Raw genomic sequence first — 19,011 nt, 5'->3', positions numbered from 1 at the left:
CGCTTGGTGGTGACGGCCCCGTGACGCTTTGATGGCGGCACGGGGCTTTCCCGTCTCCTGGGGGTGTTTTGTTCCGCTACGAGATCGTGCACTGGTACGAGACCGAAGACAGCTACGACGCGGTCACGGAGGTGCTGACGCGCGCTGTCGACGTCGACGGGTTGTTCAGCGACCCGCTGCTGCGCGGGTGCCCACCGGTGACGTTGATCGGTGTCGAGAATCCCGCACGCGTCCAGCCGCTGGAGCGGGGCAAGCACCCGTACGCCTGCGGTGAGCGCCTGCACGCGTTGGATCGGCACGGCCGGGTGATGGCCAAGGTGCCCATCGCACTGGACGTCGTGTCCGTGGCGCCGTCCGCGCTGGGCGACGGGCTCTTCGACGTCGTGCTCGCCCAGTCGCCGTCGCGCAACCCGGTGAGATGGCGAGATCGCCCAGCCCCGTCGGCACGTGCCGTGTGGGACCTGTGGCGCGAGGGTGTTCCGGCGGAACGGAACCTCTGGGGCCCGTTCGACGAAGAGGGCCGCGAGGCTTGGGGCCATCTCACCTTCCTGGCGCGCAAGGAGTTCGAAGCCGACGAGGTGGGCGGTGTGTACGAGCTCGACGGCCGCCACGCCACGGATGTGCCTGGTCTGCACCTCGCGATGAGCGAGGCGTTGGTGGGACCTGGCGGCTACTTCGGCCGGGAGTTCAACGCGTTCAAGGACTGCCTGGGCGGCGGGTGGGGCGTCAAGCCGGGGTTCACGCTGGTGTGGCACGACGCGCAGGTGGCGCACGAGGCGATCCCGGACTACTTCCAGGACGTCCTGAAGTTGTTGAGGCAGCGCGGCGTTGCCGTCGAACTGAAGTCTTCCAGGCGCACGGCACTCGGCGAGCTCGCAGCCCGGTGGGCCGCCGGCTGGGCCAAGGCCGCCGGCCTGTCCGCCGAGTCGTTCCCCGACTCCCTGCAGGTGAGCGTGGACCAGCACGTCGAGCACGTGCTCACCGACGAAGGCCAGGCGGCTTGGCACCTCACGCAACTGCGGGACGGCGACTGGATCACCGTGGCGACGACCGCCCCGGACGAGGTCACCGCCCTCTTCACCGGCGCGGGACTGGAGATGCGGCTGCGCGAGACGTTGATGCGGCGCGCACTCGCCGATCATCCGGCGCCGGAACCACCTGAGGGCTTCGAAGTGCGGGTGACGCCGGGAGACGTGATCGAGGTCGTGCTGAGCGCCGACGGAGCAGAAGCCGCGAGCGGGTTGATGGCCGTGATCGGCGAAGACGCTGTGCCGCACCGCATCCGGACCTCGCCAGAGCACCGGCGGCACGGGCTCGGCAGCGTGGTCATGGGCCTGCTCGCCCGAGAAGCGGTCAAGGCCGGCGCCGAGGACGGGCTGCTGTTCGCGACCGGGGACGGTCTGCACCTCTACCGGAAGCTGGGCTGGACAACCGTTTCCGACGTCGTCATCGCGTCCAGGACCAAGGGGGAAGCATGATCGGTGAACTGGCGGAGCGCTGGCACCGCGGCTGGATCGCGGCCGACGGGCTGACGTCCGAGCGTCGAGACGGCCACCTGGTCGTCCACGTGAACCGGCCGCATCGCGTGCACGAGTGGATCATCACCGACGAGGCCGACGTCACCGAGGTCGCCGGAATCGTCGCCGCCGGCGCGGAACCGAACTGGCTCAGCGTGTTGACGCACGCTCCGGCGAAAGTGACCGCGGAGATCGAGGCGGCCGGGATGATCGTGGCCAGGCCGGACGAGACGTTCATGCGGTGTGCGCTCACCGAGCATCCGGCGTTCGACGTGCCCGCGGGCTATGTCGTGGAGGTGCGGCGGAATCCGGTCATCGGGGTGCAGGTGCTGAAGGACGGCGAGGAAGCGGCGAGCGGGCTGATGGCCGTCGTCGGCGAAGACGCTGTGGCGCACCGCATCTGGACCGACGACGCGCACCGGCGGCGTGGGCTCGGCAGCGTCGTGATGGGAACGCTGGTGCGCGAAGCGGTGCGGGACGGCGCCAAGACCGGGTTGCTGTTCTCCTCGACCGACGGCGTGCACCTCTACGGCAAGCTCGGCTGGGAGAAGATCTCCGACCTCGTCGTGGCGCGAAACGCGAAGGCCCCCGGCGAGTAAACCGGGGGCCTGTCGACAACCTGAGTCAGGAACGCGGTGCGTTGCCGGCCTGGTCGGTCAGCATGCGCAGGCCCGACAGGAGGCCGCCCGCGAGGTCGCCCTCCTTGAAGGACGCCACCATGCTCATCACGGCGAGCTTGGCACCGCGGTCGGCGACGCGGCGGTGCGACTCCTCGCCCGTCACGATCTCGACGACGCGCTCGCCCGGCGACACGGCCAGCAGGACGTGGTGCGACGGACGGTCGGTGGAGGCGTGCAGCTCCTCGGCGCGCTCACGCGAAGCAGAGCCCAGCTCGCCCAGGTACACGCTGAAGTCGAGGCCCGTCGTGCGGCTGGAGAGCGTCACCGCCTCGTCCAGCTGCGCGAGCTGGGCCGGCGTGAACGGCAGCTCCGGCGCGTGCGGCTCGTACATCTTCGCAGCGGAGACACGGCCGCTGTTCGTCACGACTGCGCCGACGGGCAGCGTCGACGGGTCGACGGTCTCGATCGCCTTACCAGTTGCCACGGGCGCCTCCCTTGGCAGTCGAACCCGTAGCAGCGGGCTCGGCGGTGCTGTGGTGGTCCGAGCTCAACCCGGCCGGGTTCGCGCTCCACCACACCGGGGCGTAGCCCCACTCCTGGCCGGGCCGGTACCGGGGAATCCGGGTGGCCTTTGGCCTCACCGTCAGCAGCGCGATCACGCCGTACAGAGCCAGCGGGATCAGCGCGAAGACGAGGACGGTCTCCACGATGGTCACGGCGGGTACGGTAGCCGAACTCAGCCGCGCGTGAGCGGCCGGGCCAGCGTGATCGCGGTCAATCCCACGATCGTGCCCGCCACGACGTAGACGGCCCCCAGTGACGCCACCGCCGCCAGCGGTCCGGCGAGGCCCGCACCCAGCGGCGACAGACCCCACGCGAGCACTCGGTAAGCGCTTGTCACGCGGCCCATCATCGAGCCGGGCGTGAGGCGTTGGCGGCGGGTCGCGGACAGCACGTTCCACCCGGCGGACGCCACGCCGAACAGCACGCACGCGGTCACGGCCACCACCAGCCAGGGCACCAGACCGAACAACGCGAACGCCGCGCCCAGCAACGCCAGGAACCCGACCATCACCCGGCCGGCACCCCAGCGCGCCGCGAGCCGAGGGGACAGCCAGGCACCTAGCAGAGCGCCGGCCGCCATGCACACGACCAGACCGGGAACCACCGGTTCGGCGAGGCCGAGCACCTGGATGGAGTAGAGCGCCAGCATGGCGTTGACCGCGGCCGCACAGACAGCTGTGATTGCGACGGCAACTACCAGTGACCGCAGGCCAGGGGTCCGCACGACGAGCCGCGCGCCCTCCACCAGTTGCCGACGAAGATCGCCTCGAGAACGTTCGGGAGCCACGTCTGGCACGCGGAACACCAGCATCGCGGCGATCACGAACGAGGCCGCGTCCAGCGCGAAACAGGCCGCCGGAGCCCACCAGAACAGCACCGCGGCGGCCAGCGGACCGGCGAGGTCCATGCCGACCGTCTCGACCGCGACGAACCTGCTGTTCGCCGCCTCCAGCTCGTCCTGGCCGGCCAGCTCGACCAGCAGCACCTGCGCCGCCGAGTCCGCGAACGTCTCGACAGAGGTCAGTACAAAAGCCGTGGCGCACAAGACGACGACCGTCGCGTGTCCGGTGTGGACCGCCAGCGCGAGCACTCCGGTCACCCCGGCGCGCAGCCAATGTGCCACCACGACAACGGTTCTCGGTCTCCACCGGTCCACCAGCGCGCCGGCGGGCAGCGCGACGACCAACCACGGCAGAGTTGTCGCGACGGCCACAGCGGACACCGCGAGCGGACTGCGAGTGTTCGCGGCGGTGAACAACGGCAACGCGACGATGCGCACGCCGTCACCGACGAGCGACACCGCCCACGCGGCGGTGAGTGCCCGAAAACCGCCTCCGCGCACGCTTCCAAGCGTATGACGCACGTCACGTTCCACCAGTTTGAACGCTACAGAGCGTGTCCATACCGGCCAGTAGAGGCAATGAGTGCTCTCGTGCGGCGCAGCGGTTACACCCGGTCAGGCCTCACCCGGTCGGATGCGAACGGGTGCCGGTTTGGGGTCTTGTTCCCGGAACACCCACCTCTTAGCTTTTCACCTATACGGCTCTTGCGCAGCCGCCCCGAGCGTCCTGGAGGACACAAAATGTTGAACATGACCCGCCCCCAGGCCCTGTCCATCACTCTTCCGAGCTACAAGGACGATTCAGTGCGTATCACGGCAAGTGACTCCGTTCGCATCACGGCGAGTGACTCCGTTCGGATCACTGCGGCCGATTCGGTGCGCATCACTGCCTCGGACTCGGTGCGCATCACGATGGCAGACTCGGTTCGCATCACTGCGAGCGATTCGGTCAGGATCACCATGTCCGACTCGGTGCGCATCACTGCCCGTGAGGACTCCGTCCGCATCACCGCCCAGCAGGATTCCGTCAGGATCACTGCCCGTGAGGACTCGGTCCGGATCACGGCTCACGACGACTCGGTCCGCATCACGGCTCACGACGACTCGGTCCGCATCACGATGGACGACTCCGTGCGCATCACCGCGCACGACGACTCGGTGCGCATCACGGCACACGACGACAGCGTCCGCATCACGGCCCGCCAGAACGACTTCTCCCTCGCGGCCTGACCTCTGCCAGAAAGATCAGGCCGCCGGTTCACCCAGGTACGGCAACCACTGCGGATCAGCCTCGGCCACCCCGGCGAGCAACCGCCAGTGCGGGCCACGCGGCGCCGCGGGCACGACGCGCAGCCGCCACCCCAGCTCGGACAACAGCTTGTCCGCCTTGCGGTGGTTGCACTTCGCGCAGCACGCGACGCAGTTGGTCCAGGTGTGAGGTCCGCCACGTGAGCGCGGCACGACGTGGTCGATCGTCTCGGCCCGCCCGCCGCAGTAGGCGCAGCGATAACGGTCGCGGTGCATGAGCCCGGCACGGGTCATCGGCACGCGACCGCGATAAGGCACGCGAACATAGGTGCTCAGCCGGATCACGGACGGCACGAGCACCTCGGACTTCGACGAGTGCAGCACCAGCCCGGAAGCGTCTCCGTGCACGACTTCGGCTTTGCCGCACACCACCAGCACGACCGCCCGGCGCAGCGACAGGGCCGTGAGCGGCTCGAACGTGGCGTTCAGCAGCAGGACTTTGCGTCTTCCCCAGGGGAAAACCGCCGGCGTCGGACCGGAACCTCCCCCATCTCGATCCCCATCGGGCACTGCCCGCAACTCGGCCTGTTTTCGGCATGGGGGGACCGTCGGCGCCGTCTCGCCTGGTAGCGAGGCGCCGATAGGGGTCGGTTGTCGGTCTGGCACGCGACCACCTCCACCGGTTCAGCCATAGGAGACCACACTTACCAGCAAAAAATCACGTGTGATAAGTGACGCGTCATGGATGTGTGATCAAACCTGGGGTAAACCAGCTCCCTAACGGAAGTGGTTTTCATCGCCCGCTACTCTTGACAAGGTGACTGAGGCTCCTTCCACACCACTGCCTGCGACGATCTCCTACCCGGTCGCCGAGCGGCTAAACCTCGTCGAGCAGATTCACGGTCGTGACGTCGCCGACCCGTACCGCTGGCTCGAGGACACGAGCGACCCGCGCACCGAGGAGTGGTCGCAGGCCCAGGACGTGCTCGCACGCTCCTGGTTGGACGCGATGCCCGGTCGCGAACGCCTCAGCGGCAGGCTGAAGGACCTGATGCGCACGGGGTCGGTGTCCACACCGTCCTGGCGCGCGGGCAGGGCGTTCTTCACCCGCCGCGGCCCGGAGCAGGACCACCCGGTCGTCATGGTGCGCGAGGTCGACGGCACCGAGCGCGTGCTGCTCGACGTCAGCGCGCTCGACCCGTCCGGCAGGACCACGCTGGACGGCTGGTCCCCGAGCCTCGAAGGCCGGCGCCTCGCCTACCAGGTGTCGATCGGCGGCAACGAGCACTCGCTGCTGCACGTCATCGACGTCGACTCCGGCGAGCTCATCGAGGGTCCGATCGACCGGTGCCGCTACTCCGCCATCGGCTGGCTGCCCGGCGGCGAGGAGTTCTACTACGTGCGCCAGCTCGACCCGGCGCTGCTGCCCGAGGACGAGAAGCTGTTCCACCGCCGCGTGTGGCGCCACCGCGTGGGCACGAACCCGGACACGGACCTCAACGTGCACGGCGACGGCCAGGCGCACACCTTCTACTACACGCTGAACGTCTCGCACGACGGCCGCTGGCTGGTCGTGAGCGGCGCGCCCAGCACGATGAAGCACGATTCCGTGTGGATCGCGGACCTGCACGGTGACGGCGAGCTCAAGCCGGTGATCCTGACCGAGGCCGGCGTGCAGTGCTCGGCGTCGGTCGCCCCCGACGGCAGGCTGTACCTGCACACCAACCACAACGCGCCCCGGCAGCGTCTGTGCGTCGCCGATCCCGCGAACCCCACCGAGTGGACCGAGCTCATCGGCGAGGAGCCGGACTCGGTGCTCGACGGCGTGCGCTGGCTGAACGGCGACCTGGTCGTCCTGCGCACCCGGCACGCGGTGTCCGAGCTGCACCTGCACGACGCGGAATCGGGCGCGCACAAGCAGGAGATCCCGCTGCCCGGCACGGGTTCGTTGCACGGCATGTCCGTCGTGGACACGGCGACCGACCACGACCAGGACACGGTGTGGTTCGGGTGGACGGACTTCGTGACGCCGCAGTCGGTGTTCCGCTTCTCCACGTCGACCGGCGAGACGGTGCTGCACGAAGCGGCGCCCGGACGCGTCGAGCTGCCGACCGTGACGACGCAGCAGATCGCGTACACGTCCAAGGACGGCACGACGGTCCGCATGTTCGTCGTCAGCGGCGAACAGAAGCCCGAGCTGCCACGTCCCGCGCTGCTCACCGGCTACGGCGGCTTCGCGATCGGCCGCGGTCCCGGCTACAGCGCGACCACGCTGGCCTGGGTCGAAGCGGGCGGCGTGTGGGTGCACGTGTCGTTGCGCGGAGGCGACGAGGAAGGCGAGGAGTGGCACGTCGCCGGCATGCGCGCCAACAAGCAGAACGTGTTCGACGACTTCCACGCCGCCGCCGAACGTCTGGTGCGCGACGGCTGGACCACGCCGCAGCAGCTCGCGATCATGGGCGGCTCCAACGGCGGCCTGCTCGTCGGTGCCGCTCTCACGCAACGCCCCGAGCTCTACGCGGCCGTGGTGTGCTCAGCGCCACTGCTCGACATGGTGCGCTACGAGAACTTCCTGCTCGGACGGTTGTGGGCCGACGAATACGGCAGCGCAAGCGTTTCCGAGGAGCTGGGCTGGCTGCTCTCCTACTCTCCTTATCACCGAGTGGTAACGGACGTTGAGTACCCTTCCGTGTTGTTCACGGTGTTCGAGTCGGACTCCCGCGTGGATCCCAACCACGCCAGGAAGATGTGCGCTGCGTTGCAGCACGCTTCGACGAGTGATCCGACCAAGCACCCCGTGCTGATCAGGCGCGAGACCGAGGTCGGTCACGCGGGCAGGTCGGTCAGCCGGACGGTCGCTCTCGCCGTGGACCAGCTGACTTTTCTCGCGAATGCCACCGGCATGGAGTTGTAGGAGGGCACGACCAGGTGCTGCAGACCAGTCCTGTGGATGACGTCACGAACAAGGCCGCCGAGGCGGTCAACTTCATGGACAAGTACGGGCCGACGATCCTCGCGGGCGCGATCAAGATCGTCGTGATCCTGATCGCCGCCTTCGTGATCAGGGCCCTGCTGCGCAAGGTCATCGACCGGATCACCACGCCCGGCAAGGAAGGCAAGAAGCCGGGCCTGCTCAAGCCGTTGCGCGAACGCGCTCCGCAGGCGCTCGGGAACCTGATCTCCGAACGCCGTGAGCAGCGGGCCAAGACCATCGGCTCGGTGCTGAAGTCCATCGTCACGATCCTGATCTTCGGAATCGCGTTCCTGGAGATCCTGCTCGTGCTGGGCATCAACATCACGCCGATCCTGACCTCGGCGGGCATCCTGGGCGTCGCCATCGGTTTCGGCGCCCAGAACCTGGTGAAGGACTTCCTGTCCGGCATGTTCATGCTGATGGAGGACCAGTACGGCGTGGGCGACGTCGTGGACCTCGGCCCGTCGATCACCGGCACCGTCGAGGCGGTCGCGCTGCGCACCACGACGATCCGGGACACCGGCGGCACGGTCTGGTACGTCCGCAACGGCGAGATCCTGCGCGTCGGCAACTCGTCGCAGGGCTTCGCCGTCGCGGTCGTCGACCTGCCGCTGAGCTACGGCGCGAACCTCGCGGAGGCGACCAAGGTGCTGGAGCGCAAGGTCGCCGAGGCGGCCGAGCTGGAGCCGGTCAAGACGGACATCACGGCCAAGCCCGAGGTGCTCGGTGTGGAGAAGTTCACACCGGACAACATCACGCTGCGAGTGATCGTGAAAACGCGGCCCGGCCGCCAGTGGGCGGTCCAGCGCAACCTCCGTGCGCAGCTCATGCCCGCTCTGGAAGAGGCAGGCTTCACGGCCAAGTGACGGCCGAGTGACGTCGAACACCCATTCGAGACGGCCAATCACCGGGGCGGCCTGCACGCGGTGGCTCGCGTGAGTCAGGATGGTCGGGTGGGCAACCCCGTGAGCTTCTTCGAACAGGTCGGTGGCGAGGAGACGTTCCACCGCATCGTCGCGCGCTTCTACAAAGAGGTGAAGGCCGACGAGGTCCTCCTGCCCCTGTACCCGGAAGAGGACCTCGGACCTGCGGAGGAGCGCCTGCGGCTGTTCCTGATGCAGTACTGGGGCGGCCCCCACACGTACTCGGAGAACCGCGGCCACCCGAGGCTGCGGATGCGGCACGCGCCGTTCAAGATCGGACCGATCGAACGCGACGCGTGGCTGCGCTGCATGCGGATCGCCGTCGACGAGGCCGGGCTTCCCGAGGCCCACCGCAAGCAGCTCTGGGACTACCTGGAGATGGCCGCGAACAGTCTGATGAACAGCTGGTCTTGATCGCCCATCACCCGATCGGGCCCAATCGCTGCGAGACGAATGGCAGGATGACCCCCCGTGCGACGATCCTCCGACCTCACTCCCGAGATCGCCGAAGAGTCCGCCTGGTGGCGTGACGCCGTCTTCTACCAGGTGTACGTGCGTTCCTTCGCCGACTCCAACGGCGACGGCGTGGGCGACCTCGACGGCATCCGATCCCGTCTCGGCTACCTGGAACTGCTCGGTGTCGACGCCCTGTGGCTCACCCCGTTCTACCGCTCCCCCATGGCCGACCACGGCTACGACGTGGCGGACCCGCGCAACGTGGACCCGCTGTTCGGCGACCTGGCCGCGTTCGACCGGCTGGTGGCGGACGCGCACGAGCACAACATCCGCGTGACGGTCGACCTGGTCCCGAACCACACGAGCGACCTGCACGAGTGGTTCCAGGAGGCGCTGCAGGCCGGTCCCGGCAGCATGGAGCGGTCCCGCTACATCTTCCGCGAGGGCCGCGGCTTCGACGGCTCCCAGCCGCCGAACAACTGGGTGTCCGTCTTCGGCGGCCCCGCCTGGACCCGCGTGCCCGACGGCCAGTGGTACCTGCACCTGTTCGCGCCAGAGCAGCCCGACCTGAACTGGGACCACCCCGAGGTCAGGGCTGACCTGGAGCACACGCTGCGCTTCTGGCTGGACCGCGGCGTCGACGGCTTCCGCATCGACGTGGCGCACGGCATGGCCAAGCCGGAGGGCCTGCCGGACATGGAGATCCGCGAGCAGGTCCCCGGCGTGCTGTCCGACGACGCGCACGACCCGCGGTTCGACAACGACGGCGTGCACGAGATCCACCGGATGATCCGCAAGGTCATGGACGGCTACCCCGGCACCATGGCCGTCGGCGAGATCTGGGTGAAGGACGACGAGCGCTTCGCCGCGTACGTCCGTCCCGACGAGCTGCACCTGGGCTTCAACTTCCGCCTGGTCGAGGCCGACTTCGACGCCGACGCCGTCCGTTCGGCGATCGAGCACTCGCTGGGCGCGGTCGCGTTGGCCGGCACGTCCGCCACGTGGACGTTGTCCAACCACGACGTCGTGCGGCACGTGACGCGCTACGGCGGCGGTGCGCTGGGCGAGCAGCGGGCCCGCGCGATGACGCTGGTCGAACTGGCGCTGCCGGGCGTGATCTACCTCTACAACGGCGAAGAGCTCGGCCTGCCGAACGTGGAGCTGCCGGACTGGGCCCTGCAGGACCCGACCTGGGAGCGTTCCGGCCACACCGAGCGCGGGCGCGACGGCTGCCGCGTGCCGATCCCGTGGGAGGGCACCTCGCCGCCGTTCGGGTTCTCGACGGCCGTCAACACGTGGCTGCCGCAGCCGAACGAGTGGGACCACCTCACGGCGGAGGCCCAGCTGGAAGACCCGGGTTCCATGCTGTCCCTGTACCGGGAGGCGCTGGAGCACCGGAAGTCCAACGCGGCGTTCGGCGGTGACGAGCTCGAGTGGTACGGCGCTCCGGCCGGCTGCTTCGCGTTCCGGCGCAAGGGTGGCGGGCTGATCTGCGCGCTGAACACGTCCGGTGCGTCCGTGCCGCTGCCTCCTGGTCAGGTGCTGCTGTCGTCCGGTCCGATGGACGGCGACCAGCTGCCGCCCGACACGGCCGTCTGGCTGGTCTGAGTCTTCAGGCGCGCTGCTTGCCTTCCAAGGCGAGCAGCGCGCCGAACACGGCCACCAGGGCCGCGACCTGGGCGATGGCCAGCCACAGCCCCACCGGGACGGTCGCGAGCGCGGCGACGGCGGCGATGATCCTGAACCGGTTGGCGCCGATCTTCATCCGATAGCGGAAGTAGATCTGCCCGGCGAGGAAGAGCGCGGCGCCGCCTCCGAGCGCCAGCGCCCCGCTGAGGTACAGGTGCTCGGTGGCGTGCCCGATGGTCTTCTTCACCCCGACGCACACCACGACGACGCCGAGCAGGATCGGCGCGTGCGCGAAGCCGAACGCCGAGAGCGCCGCGCGTGCCCGGTCCGCCGGGGTCATCGCCGCGAGGCTGTGCTCGGCTTTGAGGTCCTGCTCCCCGCCGAAGTGGCACCACCACAGCTGGTAGGCGAGCGCCAGGCCCAGCAGCGCCGCCACCACGAGCTGCAGGTTGAGCGGCAGCCCGGCCGCACCGACGCCGATCGCGATGATCGACTCGCCGATCGCGATGATCACCACCAGCCCGTGCCGCTCGACGAAGTGGGCCGGCCTGATCTGGAACTCCCCGTGCCGCCGGTTGACGTACGGCGACAGGATCATGAGCAGCACCGCCGCGATCCACGCGACGGCCCGCCAGGTGCTGGGCAGGAACCCGCCCACGAAGACCAGGCCCGCGGACCCGAGGTTGAACGGCGCCAGCCGCGCCATGGCCGCCGCGCTGCCGGGCCCGGCCGCCGAGATGAACAGCCCGGAGTGCACGAGGTTCACGATCAGGTAGCCGACCCCGAACGCGGCCCCGGCGGCGCCGAACGCGTTGGGGATCGCCAGCGCGATGACCAGGAACCCGCCCATGCCGGCCATGAGCAGCAACCGCCGCACCGTGGTGTTGGGCGGCACGGCGTTCGTGAGCCAGACGTACCCGAAGTACATCCACAGGATCACGAACAGCATGATCACGACCTGCGCGAACCCGAGCGGCGACGTGTCGTCCGCCAGGGTCTTCGTCAGCTGCGTGATCGTGAAGACGAAAACCAGGTCGAAGAAGAGCTCCAGCGTCGAGACGCGGTACTCGGTCTCCTCGTGTGTTTCGTGCGTTTCGGCGGGCACGCGCGACATCGTGCCACGTGCGTCCGCTCTACTTCAGACGATCAACGGCAGCATCGAGTGCCGCCGCCGGACCACCGCGCCGAACTTGGCGTCGATCCGCAGCCACGAGTCGGTCGCGGTCACCCGCACCTCGCCGTCGTCGCCGAGAAAACCCATGCCCGACAACGCGAACAGGCACCGCAGCGGGATCTTCACGTCCAACCCGGACCCGCTGACCGTGAGCACCGTCTGGTCGAGCAGCGAAGCGGGCGGAGTGCCTTGCGGCCCGGTGTTCTCCCGTGCCACGGCAACGCCTTCGTCGGCGAGCTTCGCCACGACCTCGACGGGCAGCCGGTCGACCAGGAGCCAGCCCTCCCAGGGCGGCAGGGCCGAGCGCCACATCAGGTCCTTGGCCGGTCCGGGGTCGATGCGTTCGTCGCGCATGACCGCAAGCCCCGTCAGCAGCTCCGAGCCCGACACCGTGACGTCGGCCGGATTCGCCTGTCCCGCAACGGTTCGCGTGGCCAACGTGTCGAACGGCGTGGCCACCCACGCGTCCAGCAGCTCCTCGTTGCGGTTGCGCAGCCGCACGACGGACTGCGCGTCCAGCCGCACCGCACGCGCGGCGAACGCCCCGAGGTCGTCTCTTTCGGCCGCGTCGGCCAACACCAGTTCAGGCACCATTACCCCCTGCCCGCCACCCGGCGAGAAAGTCGCGCTCGGCGTCGGTGAGGCGACGTGGCCGCGCGGTCGTCACGTTGTAGGGCACCATGAGCGTCTCCGCCCTGGTGACCACCGAACTGTCCGCCTCCCGGCTGCCGCGCACCACGTAGTCGAGCGTGAACGACGCGGACTTGAGCTCCCGCACCGACATCTCGACGACGATGTCCTCGCCGGTGAACACGATCGGCGCGAGGTAGTCGACGAAGAGCTTCGCCACGACCATCCCCTCGGCCATCTCCTTCACCCCGTGGCGGGCAGCCTCGGTGAACAGCAGCTCGATCCGGGCCTCTTCCAGCAACGTCACCGTGTTCGCGTGGTTGACGTGACCGAACGCATCCATGTCCGACCATCGCGGCCGGACACCAGTGACGAAGACACCCATGCAGGGACCCTACCCAGCGCCATGCGCCCGATACGAGCGAGTCCCACTCGGATTGGCCGCACCCGGTTCCGGTATAGCGCACCCGGTTCCGGTACAGCGGCACCCGGTTCCGGTACAGGCGCCGCGCCGAGCAGAGACAGAGGTGTGGTTTCAGCAGCACCGACTCGGTCGCCGCTGTGCACACACGCTCCCCCGCGCGTTTTCCTCCTGACGCAACGAACAAAAGGCGATTTCGGTTCCCGGCTCGCCCGAAATCCTGTGGACAACTCGGGCGGGGCGCCGGCGAGCGAGTCGTGGACTGGCTGAACCTTCACAGGATCTCCACGCCCAGCCGATTGAAAGTCGATAGCCAGCTCTCGATACTCGATCTATGTCTCGCGCATCGGTGATCTTCTTGCAGGCCCTGCTCGCCATCGCGTTCCTCGGCGGGCTGTTCGCGCAGGTCGTGGTGATCCCGACGACCGCTGCAGACGAGGTCGCGCTCTTCCCGCCCTACGAGTCCGTGCGGGTGCCGTTCGTGACCTCCGCGATCGTCTTCGTCGCGTGCCTCCAACTCCTTGCGGTGGCGTTGGGCGGAATGCTGCACCGAGCGGGCAAGGACACCGTGTTCGAGTCCGGCGCGCTCAGGTGGACGAACATCGCGATCGCCGCCGTCGCCGCCGGAGCCGTGGTGCTCGCCTGGCTGTTCGTCTACGTCACGTTCGCCGACATCCCCTCGCCCGCCGACGGCATGGACACGCTCGGCCTGTGGCTGGGGTCCGCGGTCGGCACGGTCGCGGCGGTCGGCGTGGCGTTGCTGCTCGTGGTCGGGCGGCACTGGCTGCGTCGCGCGATCGGTCAACGCGAAGAGCTGGAGCAGGTCGTCTGACCTGCTCCAGCTCCGCGTACTAGCGGACCATGCTCCGCACCTGACGGGCGGCGACGGACAGGGTGGCCAGGTCCAGTTGGTGGACTCGGTTGATCTCGTCCAGCGCGCCGCGGGAGCGGGCCAGGCGGGAGGCGTTGGCCTGCTCCCACTTGGCGATCTTCTCGCTCGCCGTGTCGCCCAGGTCGCTCGCCCTCAGCACGTCGAGGGTGATGGCCCGCAGCGACGAGTAGAAGTCGTCGCGGAGAGCCAGGCGGGCCAGGGCGTGCCAGCGGTTGCCGCGTTCCAGGCTCGTCACCGAGTCCAGCATGTGGTCGATGTCGAGGTGGTCGGACAGCGCGAAGTACAGCTCGGCGGTCTCCCGGTGCGAGTGCTCCGGGCCCATGCCGCCGGCCGGGCCGATCTCGCGTTCGGCCAGCTCGGCGATCTCGGTGACGTCGAGCAGGCCGTACATGTAGAGCAGCGCGGCGACCTTGCGGGCGAGCTCTGCCGGGACGCCCTGCTCCACGAACCTGTCCGCCTTGCCGGCGACCACGCCGTACTCCTTGCCCTGCAACAGGTCCAGGGCGAAGGGGCTGAGCTCGTCGACCACGCCGCGGAAGCGGTTGATCGTCGAGCCCACGGCGAGCGGCTGCGGGCGGTTGGAGAGCAGCCAGCGGGACGCGCGGTCCAGCAGGCGGCGAGTCTCCAGGACCATGTTGTCCTGGACCTCCGTCGGCACCACGTTGTCCAGCGCCTCGATCTCGCGCCAGATCGACGGCAGGTCGAAGACCTGGGTGACGACGGCGTAGGCGCGGACCGCGTCGGTCGCCGACGCGCTCATCTCCTCGGCCAGGCGGAAGGCGTAGGAGATGCCGCCACCGTCGACCACCTCGTTCACCACGACTGTCGTGATGATCTGGCGGGCCAGCGGGTGGTTCGGGATGGCCGCGCCGAACCGTTCGCGCAGCAGGCTCGGGAAGTAGTCCGGGAGCTTGCGGGTGAACGTGTCGATCGTCGGGATGTCGCTCTGCAGCAGCTCTTCCTTCAGCGTGAGCTTCGTGAAGGCGAGCAGCGTGGCAAGCTCCGGCGACGTGAGGCCCTCGCCGTTCTTCTCCAGCGCCTTGAACTCCGCGACGCTCGGCAGCGCCTCCAGCTTGCGGTTGAGCGCGCCGCGCGCCTCGAGGTCGGCCGTGAGACGCGCGTGCACCGACAACATCGGAGCGGCGTGCGCCCGGCTGACGCCGAGGACGTTGTTCTGCGAGTAGTTGTCGGCCAGCACGAGCTCGCCGACCTCGTCGGTCATCTCGGCGAGGACCTCGTTGCGCTGCTGCTGCTCCACCGCCCCTTCGCGGCACAGCTGGTCGAGCAGGATCTTGATGTTGACCTCGTGGTCGGAGCAGTCGACGCCGGCGGAGTTGTCGAGCGCGTCGGTGTTGACCTTGCCGCCGGTGCGCGCGAACTCGATGCGGCCGCGCTGGGTCAGGCCCAGGTTGCCGCCCTCACCGATGACCTTGACCCGCAGGTCGGCCCCGTTGACGCGGATCGCGTCGTTGGCCTTGTCGCCGACGTCGGCGTGCGACTCGGTCGACGCCTTGACGTAGGTGCCGATGCCGCCGTTCCAGAGCAGGTCGACCGGCGCGAGCAGGATGGCCTTCTTCAGCTCCGGCGGCGACAGCTTCTCGACGCCCTCCGGCAGCCCGAGCGCGACGCGGGCCTGCTCGCTCAGCGGGATCGACTTCGCGGTCAACGGGAAGATGCCACCGCCCTCGCTGATCAGCGAGCGGTCGTAGTCGTCCCACGACGAGCGCGGCACGTTGAACAGCCGCACGCGCTCGGCGAACGACGTCGCGGCGACCGGGTTCGGGTCGATGAAGATGTGCCGGTGGTCGAACGCGGCCACGAGGCGGATGTGCTCGGACAGCATCATGCCGTTGCCGAACACGTCACCGGACATGTCGCCGATGCCGACGACGGTGAACTCCTCGGACTGCGTGTCCACACCGAGCTCGCGGAACGAGCGCTTCACGCTCTCCCACGCGCCCTTGGCCGTGATGCCCATGGCCTTGTGGTCGTAGCCGATCGAGCCACCGGAGGCGAACGCGTCGCCCAGCCAGAAGCCGTAGCTCTGCGACACACCGTTCGCGATGTCCGAGAACGTCGCGGTGCCCTTGTCCGCGGCGACGACCAGGTAGGTGTCGTTGCCGTCGTAGCGCACGACCTGCGGCGCGGGCACGACCTCGTTGTTGATCAGGTTGTCGGTGAGGTCGAGCAGGCCGGAGATGAACATCTTGTAGCAGGCGATGCCCTCGGACATGAAGTTCTCGCGGTCGATGCCGGGGTCGCCGGTCGCCGGGATCGGGCGCTTGACGACGAACCCGCCCTTGGCGCCGACCGGCACGATCACCGCGTTCTTGACAGCCTGCGCCTTGACCAGGCCGAGGATCTCCGTGCGGAAGTCCTCGCGACGGTCGGACCAGCGCAGACCACCACGCGCGACGGAGCCGAAGCGCAGGTGCACGCCCTCGATCCGCGGCGAGTACACGAAGATCTCGAACTTCGGCCGCGGCGCCGGCAGGTCGGGGATCGCCTGCGGGTCGAGCTTGACCGACAGGTACGGCCGCGCGTTGCCGTTGGCGTCGCGGAAGAAGTAGTTCGTCCGCAGCGTGGCGTTGATCAGCGTGAGCAGGCTGCGCAGGATCCGGTCCGCGTCGAGGCTCGTCACGTCGTCGATCAGCTTGCCGGTCTCGACGACCATGGTCTCGGTGCGGTCGGCGCGCGTGGCGTCGTCGAGCCGCGGGTCGAACCGGGACTCGAACAGCGCCACCAGCGCGATCGCGACGCTCGTGTGGCCGAGCACCGCGTCCTCGATGTAGTCCTGCGAGTACGGCGTACCCGCCTGCCGCAGGTACTTCGCGTACGCGCGCAGCATCGCGGCCTGCTGCCAGGTGAGCCCGGCCCGCAGCACCAGCGAGTTGAACCGGTCGACCTCGGCCTCACCGCGCCAGACGGCGGCGAACGCGTCCTGGAACCGCACGCGCACGTTCTCGAGGTCGGACTCGGACAGCTGATCGAGAGACTTCTGGTCGATGCGCAGGCCGAAGTCGTAGATCCAGCACTGCACGCCGTCTTCGCGAGTGATCTCGTACGGCCGCTCGTCGACCACGATCACGCCCATGCGCTGCAGCATCGGCAGCACGTCGGACAGCGTGATGCCGTCGCCGGTCAGGAACAGCTTGAAGCGCCGCTCCCCCGGTTCGGCGTCCTCGGGCACGTAGAAGACCATGTCGAGGTCGCCCTCGGCGAGCGCCTCGATGCGGCGGAAGTCCCCGAGACCGGTGCTCGCCGGGAAGTCCTCCTTGTAGGCCTCCGGGAACACCGAGGCGAACCGCTGGCCCTGCTCGGTGGCCGACTCGGCACCCAGCTCACCGCTGTCGCCGACGACGGCCTCGACCATGCGGTCGTCCCAGCTGCGGACGGCCTCGGCGAGCTTCTGCTGGATCGCGTTCGTGTCGGGGTCGAGCGTGCGCGCCGGGTCGGTGTGCACCATGAAGTGCACGCGAGCCAGCGCCGACTCGCCGATCCGCGCGCTGTACTCGAGGTTCAGGCCGCCGAGCTCGGCGAGCAGCACCTCCTGCATCGCGAGGCGGCTCGTCGTCGTGTAGCGGTCGCGCGGCAGGTAGACCAGGCACGAGAAGAAGCGGCCGTACGGATCGCGACGCAGGAACAGCCGCAGCCTGCGCCGTTCCGCGAGAGCGATGACGCCCGTCGTGGTCTGGTACAGCGTCTCGCCGTCGACCGAGAACAGCTCGGTGCGCGGGTAGTTCTGGATCACCTCGAGCATCCGCTGCCCCGAGTAGGACTGCAGCGGGAAGCCGGCGCGGTGGATCACGTCGCGCACCCGGCGCTCGATCACCGGGATGTCGAGCACGTCCTCGTGCAGCGCCGTGGTGCTGAAGATGCCCAGGAACCGGTGCTCGCCGGAGACGTTGCCCTCGGCGTCGAACGTCTTCACGCCCACGTAGTAGGGGTAGACGCTGCGGTGCACGCTGCTCTGGGCGCTCGCCTGGGTCAGCACGAGCAGCTCGGGGCTGAGCGCCTGCGCGCCGTTGTCCGGGCCCGCCGTGAGGCTGCGCGCCGCGAGGCTGTCTTGCCTGAGAACACCCAGCCCGCTCGCGAGCACGGCCCGCAGCGCGGGCTCGCCGTCCTCCCGCACCAGCTCGTACTGCCGGTAGCCCATGAACGTGAAGTGCCCGTCCGCAAGCCACTTGAGGAGCTTCGCGGCGTCCGTGGTGGCCTCGGACGAGTCCTTCTCGAGCTCCTCGGCGAGCTGCGCAGCCGTGGTGATCATGCGGTCGGTGTCCTCGACGACCTCGCGGACGTCGTTGAGCACCGTCAGCAGCCGGGTCTCCAGCTCACGCGCCCGATCGGCGTCCGTGATGAGGTCGACCTCGATGTTCATCCACGACTCCGCCAGCGCGTCGGCAGGCGGATCGGCCGGGTCTGCCGTGGGCAGCACCTCGGTGCGCTCACCCGTCACCGGGTCGCGCCGCACGACGACGATCGGGTGCACAACTCGCTGCACCTGCACGCCACCACGCGTGAGCTCGGACGCGACCGAGTCGACGAGGTACGGCATGTCGTCCGTGACGACCTGAACCACCGTGACCGGACACTGCCACCCATCAGTGGCCCGTGTCGGGTTCAGGATGCGCACCGCGGCGCGTCCGGGAACGCGGCTCTCGGCGAGCTGGTAGTTCGACCGCACCGCTCCGACCAGGTCCACCGGGTCGTCGTCGTTGACTTCCTCGGCGGGCACGTGCCGGTAGAAGAGGCGGATCAGATCAGCGAGTTCGGGGGCATTGGCGGCGGCCCGTTCGATCAGCTCGTCACGGACCTGCTCAGGACTGGCCGGTCGACTTCCACCGTCCGCGGTCGGGGCCGCGGAGGCGTCGTCGGTTCGGGTCGGGGCTCCAGTCGAGGTCATCTTCAGGCGACTCCACGCTATCCGGCACCTCTGTGTGCCGGGTCCGCCCCCACCCTAGATGGGGTGGCGGCCGTCACCGGCAACGGGAGGGGCACTGTCGGACCACTGAATCGTGGGCTGAATCGAGTCACATCATCAGTGGCAGCAAGGCATTTCGCAGCACGGGCTCCGGTTGACTCCCGGGTCGGTTCCGGGGTGCGCAACCGCTGAGCGGCGCAC

Annotated in this window: 16 protein-coding genes; 8 read left to right on the top strand and 8 right to left on the bottom strand. The window is 68.9% G+C overall.

Going from position 1 to position 19,011, the window contains the following annotated elements; genetic code table 11:
- Positions 1-68: 68 nt before the first annotated feature.
- A complete protein-coding gene (locus DI276_RS44650; RefSeq protein WP_112275537.1) occupies positions 69-1,478 on the top strand; it encodes a barstar family protein in 1,410 nt (469 codons plus the stop codon).
- Positions 1,475-2,116 (top strand): GNAT family N-acetyltransferase, encoded by a 642-nt coding sequence (locus DI276_RS51660; RefSeq protein WP_198681288.1) that lies wholly within the window; start codon positions 1,475-1,477, stop codon positions 2,114-2,116. The genes DI276_RS44650 and DI276_RS51660 overlap by 4 nt, the downstream gene beginning before the upstream one ends.
- 25 nt (positions 2,117-2,141) lie before the next feature.
- Here DI276_RS51660 and DI276_RS44640 read toward each other — a convergent pair whose 3' ends face one another.
- The 3 genes from DI276_RS44640 to DI276_RS44630 are packed head-to-tail and all read right to left on the bottom strand — an operon-like array spanning position 2,142 to position 4,043.
- On the bottom strand, positions 2,142-2,621 hold the full coding sequence (locus tag DI276_RS44640) for a DUF5130 family protein (protein ID WP_112275535.1): 480 nt from the start codon (positions 2,619-2,621) through the stop codon (positions 2,142-2,144).
- Positions 2,608-2,853, bottom strand: coding sequence for an aa3-type cytochrome oxidase subunit CtaJ (ctaJ, locus tag DI276_RS44635; RefSeq protein WP_112275532.1), 246 nt, complete (start codon positions 2,851-2,853; stop codon positions 2,608-2,610). Before ctaJ ends, DI276_RS44640 begins: the two co-directional genes overlap by 14 nt.
- A gap of 20 nt (positions 2,854-2,873) precedes the next feature.
- On the bottom strand, positions 2,874-4,043 hold the full coding sequence (locus tag DI276_RS44630; protein ID WP_157985345.1) for an MFS transporter: 1,170 nt from the start codon (positions 4,041-4,043) through the stop codon (positions 2,874-2,876).
- Positions 4,044-4,055: 12 nt separating this feature from the next.
- On the opposite strand from DI276_RS44630, the gene DI276_RS44625 reads away from it, so the two are divergent.
- A complete protein-coding gene (locus DI276_RS44625) occupies positions 4,056-4,772 on the top strand; it encodes a DUF2345 domain-containing protein (protein ID WP_332874761.1) in 717 nt (238 codons plus the stop codon).
- Between the two features lie 15 nt (positions 4,773-4,787).
- Here the strand turns inward: DI276_RS44625 and DI276_RS44620 are convergent, their stop codons facing one another.
- A complete protein-coding gene (locus DI276_RS44620; protein ID WP_112275528.1) occupies positions 4,788-5,360 on the bottom strand; it encodes an HNH endonuclease in 573 nt (190 codons plus the stop codon).
- 247 nt (positions 5,361-5,607) lie between these two features.
- Here DI276_RS44620 and DI276_RS44615 point away from each other — a divergent pair, with 247 nt between their 5' ends.
- The 4 genes from DI276_RS44615 to DI276_RS44600 all read left to right on the top strand — a co-directional run bounded on the left by DI276_RS44615 (position 5,608) and on the right by DI276_RS44600 (position 10,751).
- The gene (locus DI276_RS44615) at positions 5,608-7,704 is read left to right on the top strand and encodes a prolyl oligopeptidase family serine peptidase (protein ID WP_112275526.1); all 2,097 of its coding nucleotides are present in this window, start codon (positions 5,608-5,610) and stop codon (positions 7,702-7,704) included.
- A gap of 74 nt (positions 7,705-7,778) precedes the next feature.
- On the top strand, positions 7,779-8,630 hold the full coding sequence (locus DI276_RS44610; protein ID WP_112275773.1) for a mechanosensitive ion channel family protein: 852 nt from the start codon (positions 7,779-7,781) through the stop codon (positions 8,628-8,630).
- An 87-nt stretch (positions 8,631-8,717) separates the two neighbouring features.
- Complete coding sequence (locus tag DI276_RS44605; RefSeq protein ID WP_112275524.1) at positions 8,718-9,101, top strand: globin; 384 nt, start codon at positions 8,718-8,720, stop codon at positions 9,099-9,101.
- Positions 9,102-9,158: 57 nt separating this feature from the next.
- Complete coding sequence (locus DI276_RS44600) at positions 9,159-10,751, top strand: glycoside hydrolase family 13 protein (RefSeq protein WP_112275522.1); 1,593 nt, start codon at positions 9,159-9,161, stop codon at positions 10,749-10,751.
- Positions 10,752-10,755: 4 nt separating this feature from the next.
- Here DI276_RS44600 and DI276_RS44595 read toward each other — a convergent pair whose 3' ends face one another.
- Genes DI276_RS44595 through DI276_RS44585 form a run of 3 tightly spaced genes read right to left on the bottom strand, consistent with a single transcriptional unit; the run spans position 10,756 to position 12,961 of the window.
- Entirely contained in the window at positions 10,756-11,877 is a 1,122-nt protein-coding gene (locus tag DI276_RS44595; protein WP_198681285.1) for a low temperature requirement protein A, read from the bottom strand.
- A gap of 33 nt (positions 11,878-11,910) precedes the next feature.
- Entirely contained in the window at positions 11,911-12,537 is a 627-nt protein-coding gene (locus tag DI276_RS44590; RefSeq protein ID WP_112275771.1) for a hypothetical protein, read from the bottom strand.
- Positions 12,530-12,961 (bottom strand): acyl-CoA thioesterase, encoded by a 432-nt coding sequence (locus DI276_RS44585; protein ID WP_112275518.1) that lies wholly within the window; start codon positions 12,959-12,961, stop codon positions 12,530-12,532. Before DI276_RS44585 ends, DI276_RS44590 begins: the two co-directional genes overlap by 8 nt.
- A 370-nt stretch (positions 12,962-13,331) precedes the next feature.
- Between DI276_RS44585 and DI276_RS44580 the strand changes: the two genes are divergently transcribed.
- The gene (locus DI276_RS44580) at positions 13,332-13,829 is read left to right on the top strand and encodes a DUF2975 domain-containing protein (protein WP_112275516.1); all 498 of its coding nucleotides are present in this window, start codon (positions 13,332-13,334) and stop codon (positions 13,827-13,829) included.
- Positions 13,830-13,848: 19 nt separating this feature from the next.
- On the opposite strand, the gene DI276_RS44575 is transcribed toward DI276_RS44580, so the two are convergent.
- Entirely contained in the window at positions 13,849-18,792 is a 4,944-nt protein-coding gene (locus tag DI276_RS44575) for an NAD-glutamate dehydrogenase (protein ID WP_112275514.1), read from the bottom strand.
- Positions 18,793-19,011: the final 219 nt, after the last annotated feature.

The organism is Lentzea terrae, assembly GCF_003265345.1.
Taxonomy (GTDB): domain Bacteria; phylum Actinomycetota; class Actinomycetes; order Mycobacteriales; family Pseudonocardiaceae; genus Lentzea; species Lentzea terrae.
This window is presented reverse-complemented; position numbering and strand designations above follow the sequence as displayed.

Coding starts and splice junctions, on each gene's coding strand:
- DI276_RS44625 (WP_332874761.1), top strand. CDS start 4,056: ATGACGCACGTCACGTTCCACCAGTTTGAACGCTACAGAGCGTGTCCA.
- DI276_RS44610 (WP_112275773.1), top strand. CDS start 7,779: ATGGACAAGTACGGGCCGACGATCCTCGCGGGCGCGATCAAGATCGTC.
- DI276_RS44585 (WP_112275518.1), bottom strand. CDS start 12,961: ATGGGTGTCTTCGTCACTGGTGTCCGGCCGCGATGGTCGGACATGGAT.
- DI276_RS44580 (WP_112275516.1), top strand. CDS start 13,332: ATGTCTCGCGCATCGGTGATCTTCTTGCAGGCCCTGCTCGCCATCGCG.
- DI276_RS51660 (WP_198681288.1), top strand. CDS start 1,475: ATGATCGGTGAACTGGCGGAGCGCTGGCACCGCGGCTGGATCGCGGCC.
- DI276_RS44575 (WP_112275514.1), bottom strand. CDS start 18,792: ATGACCTCGACTGGAGCCCCGACCCGAACCGACGACGCCTCCGCGGCC.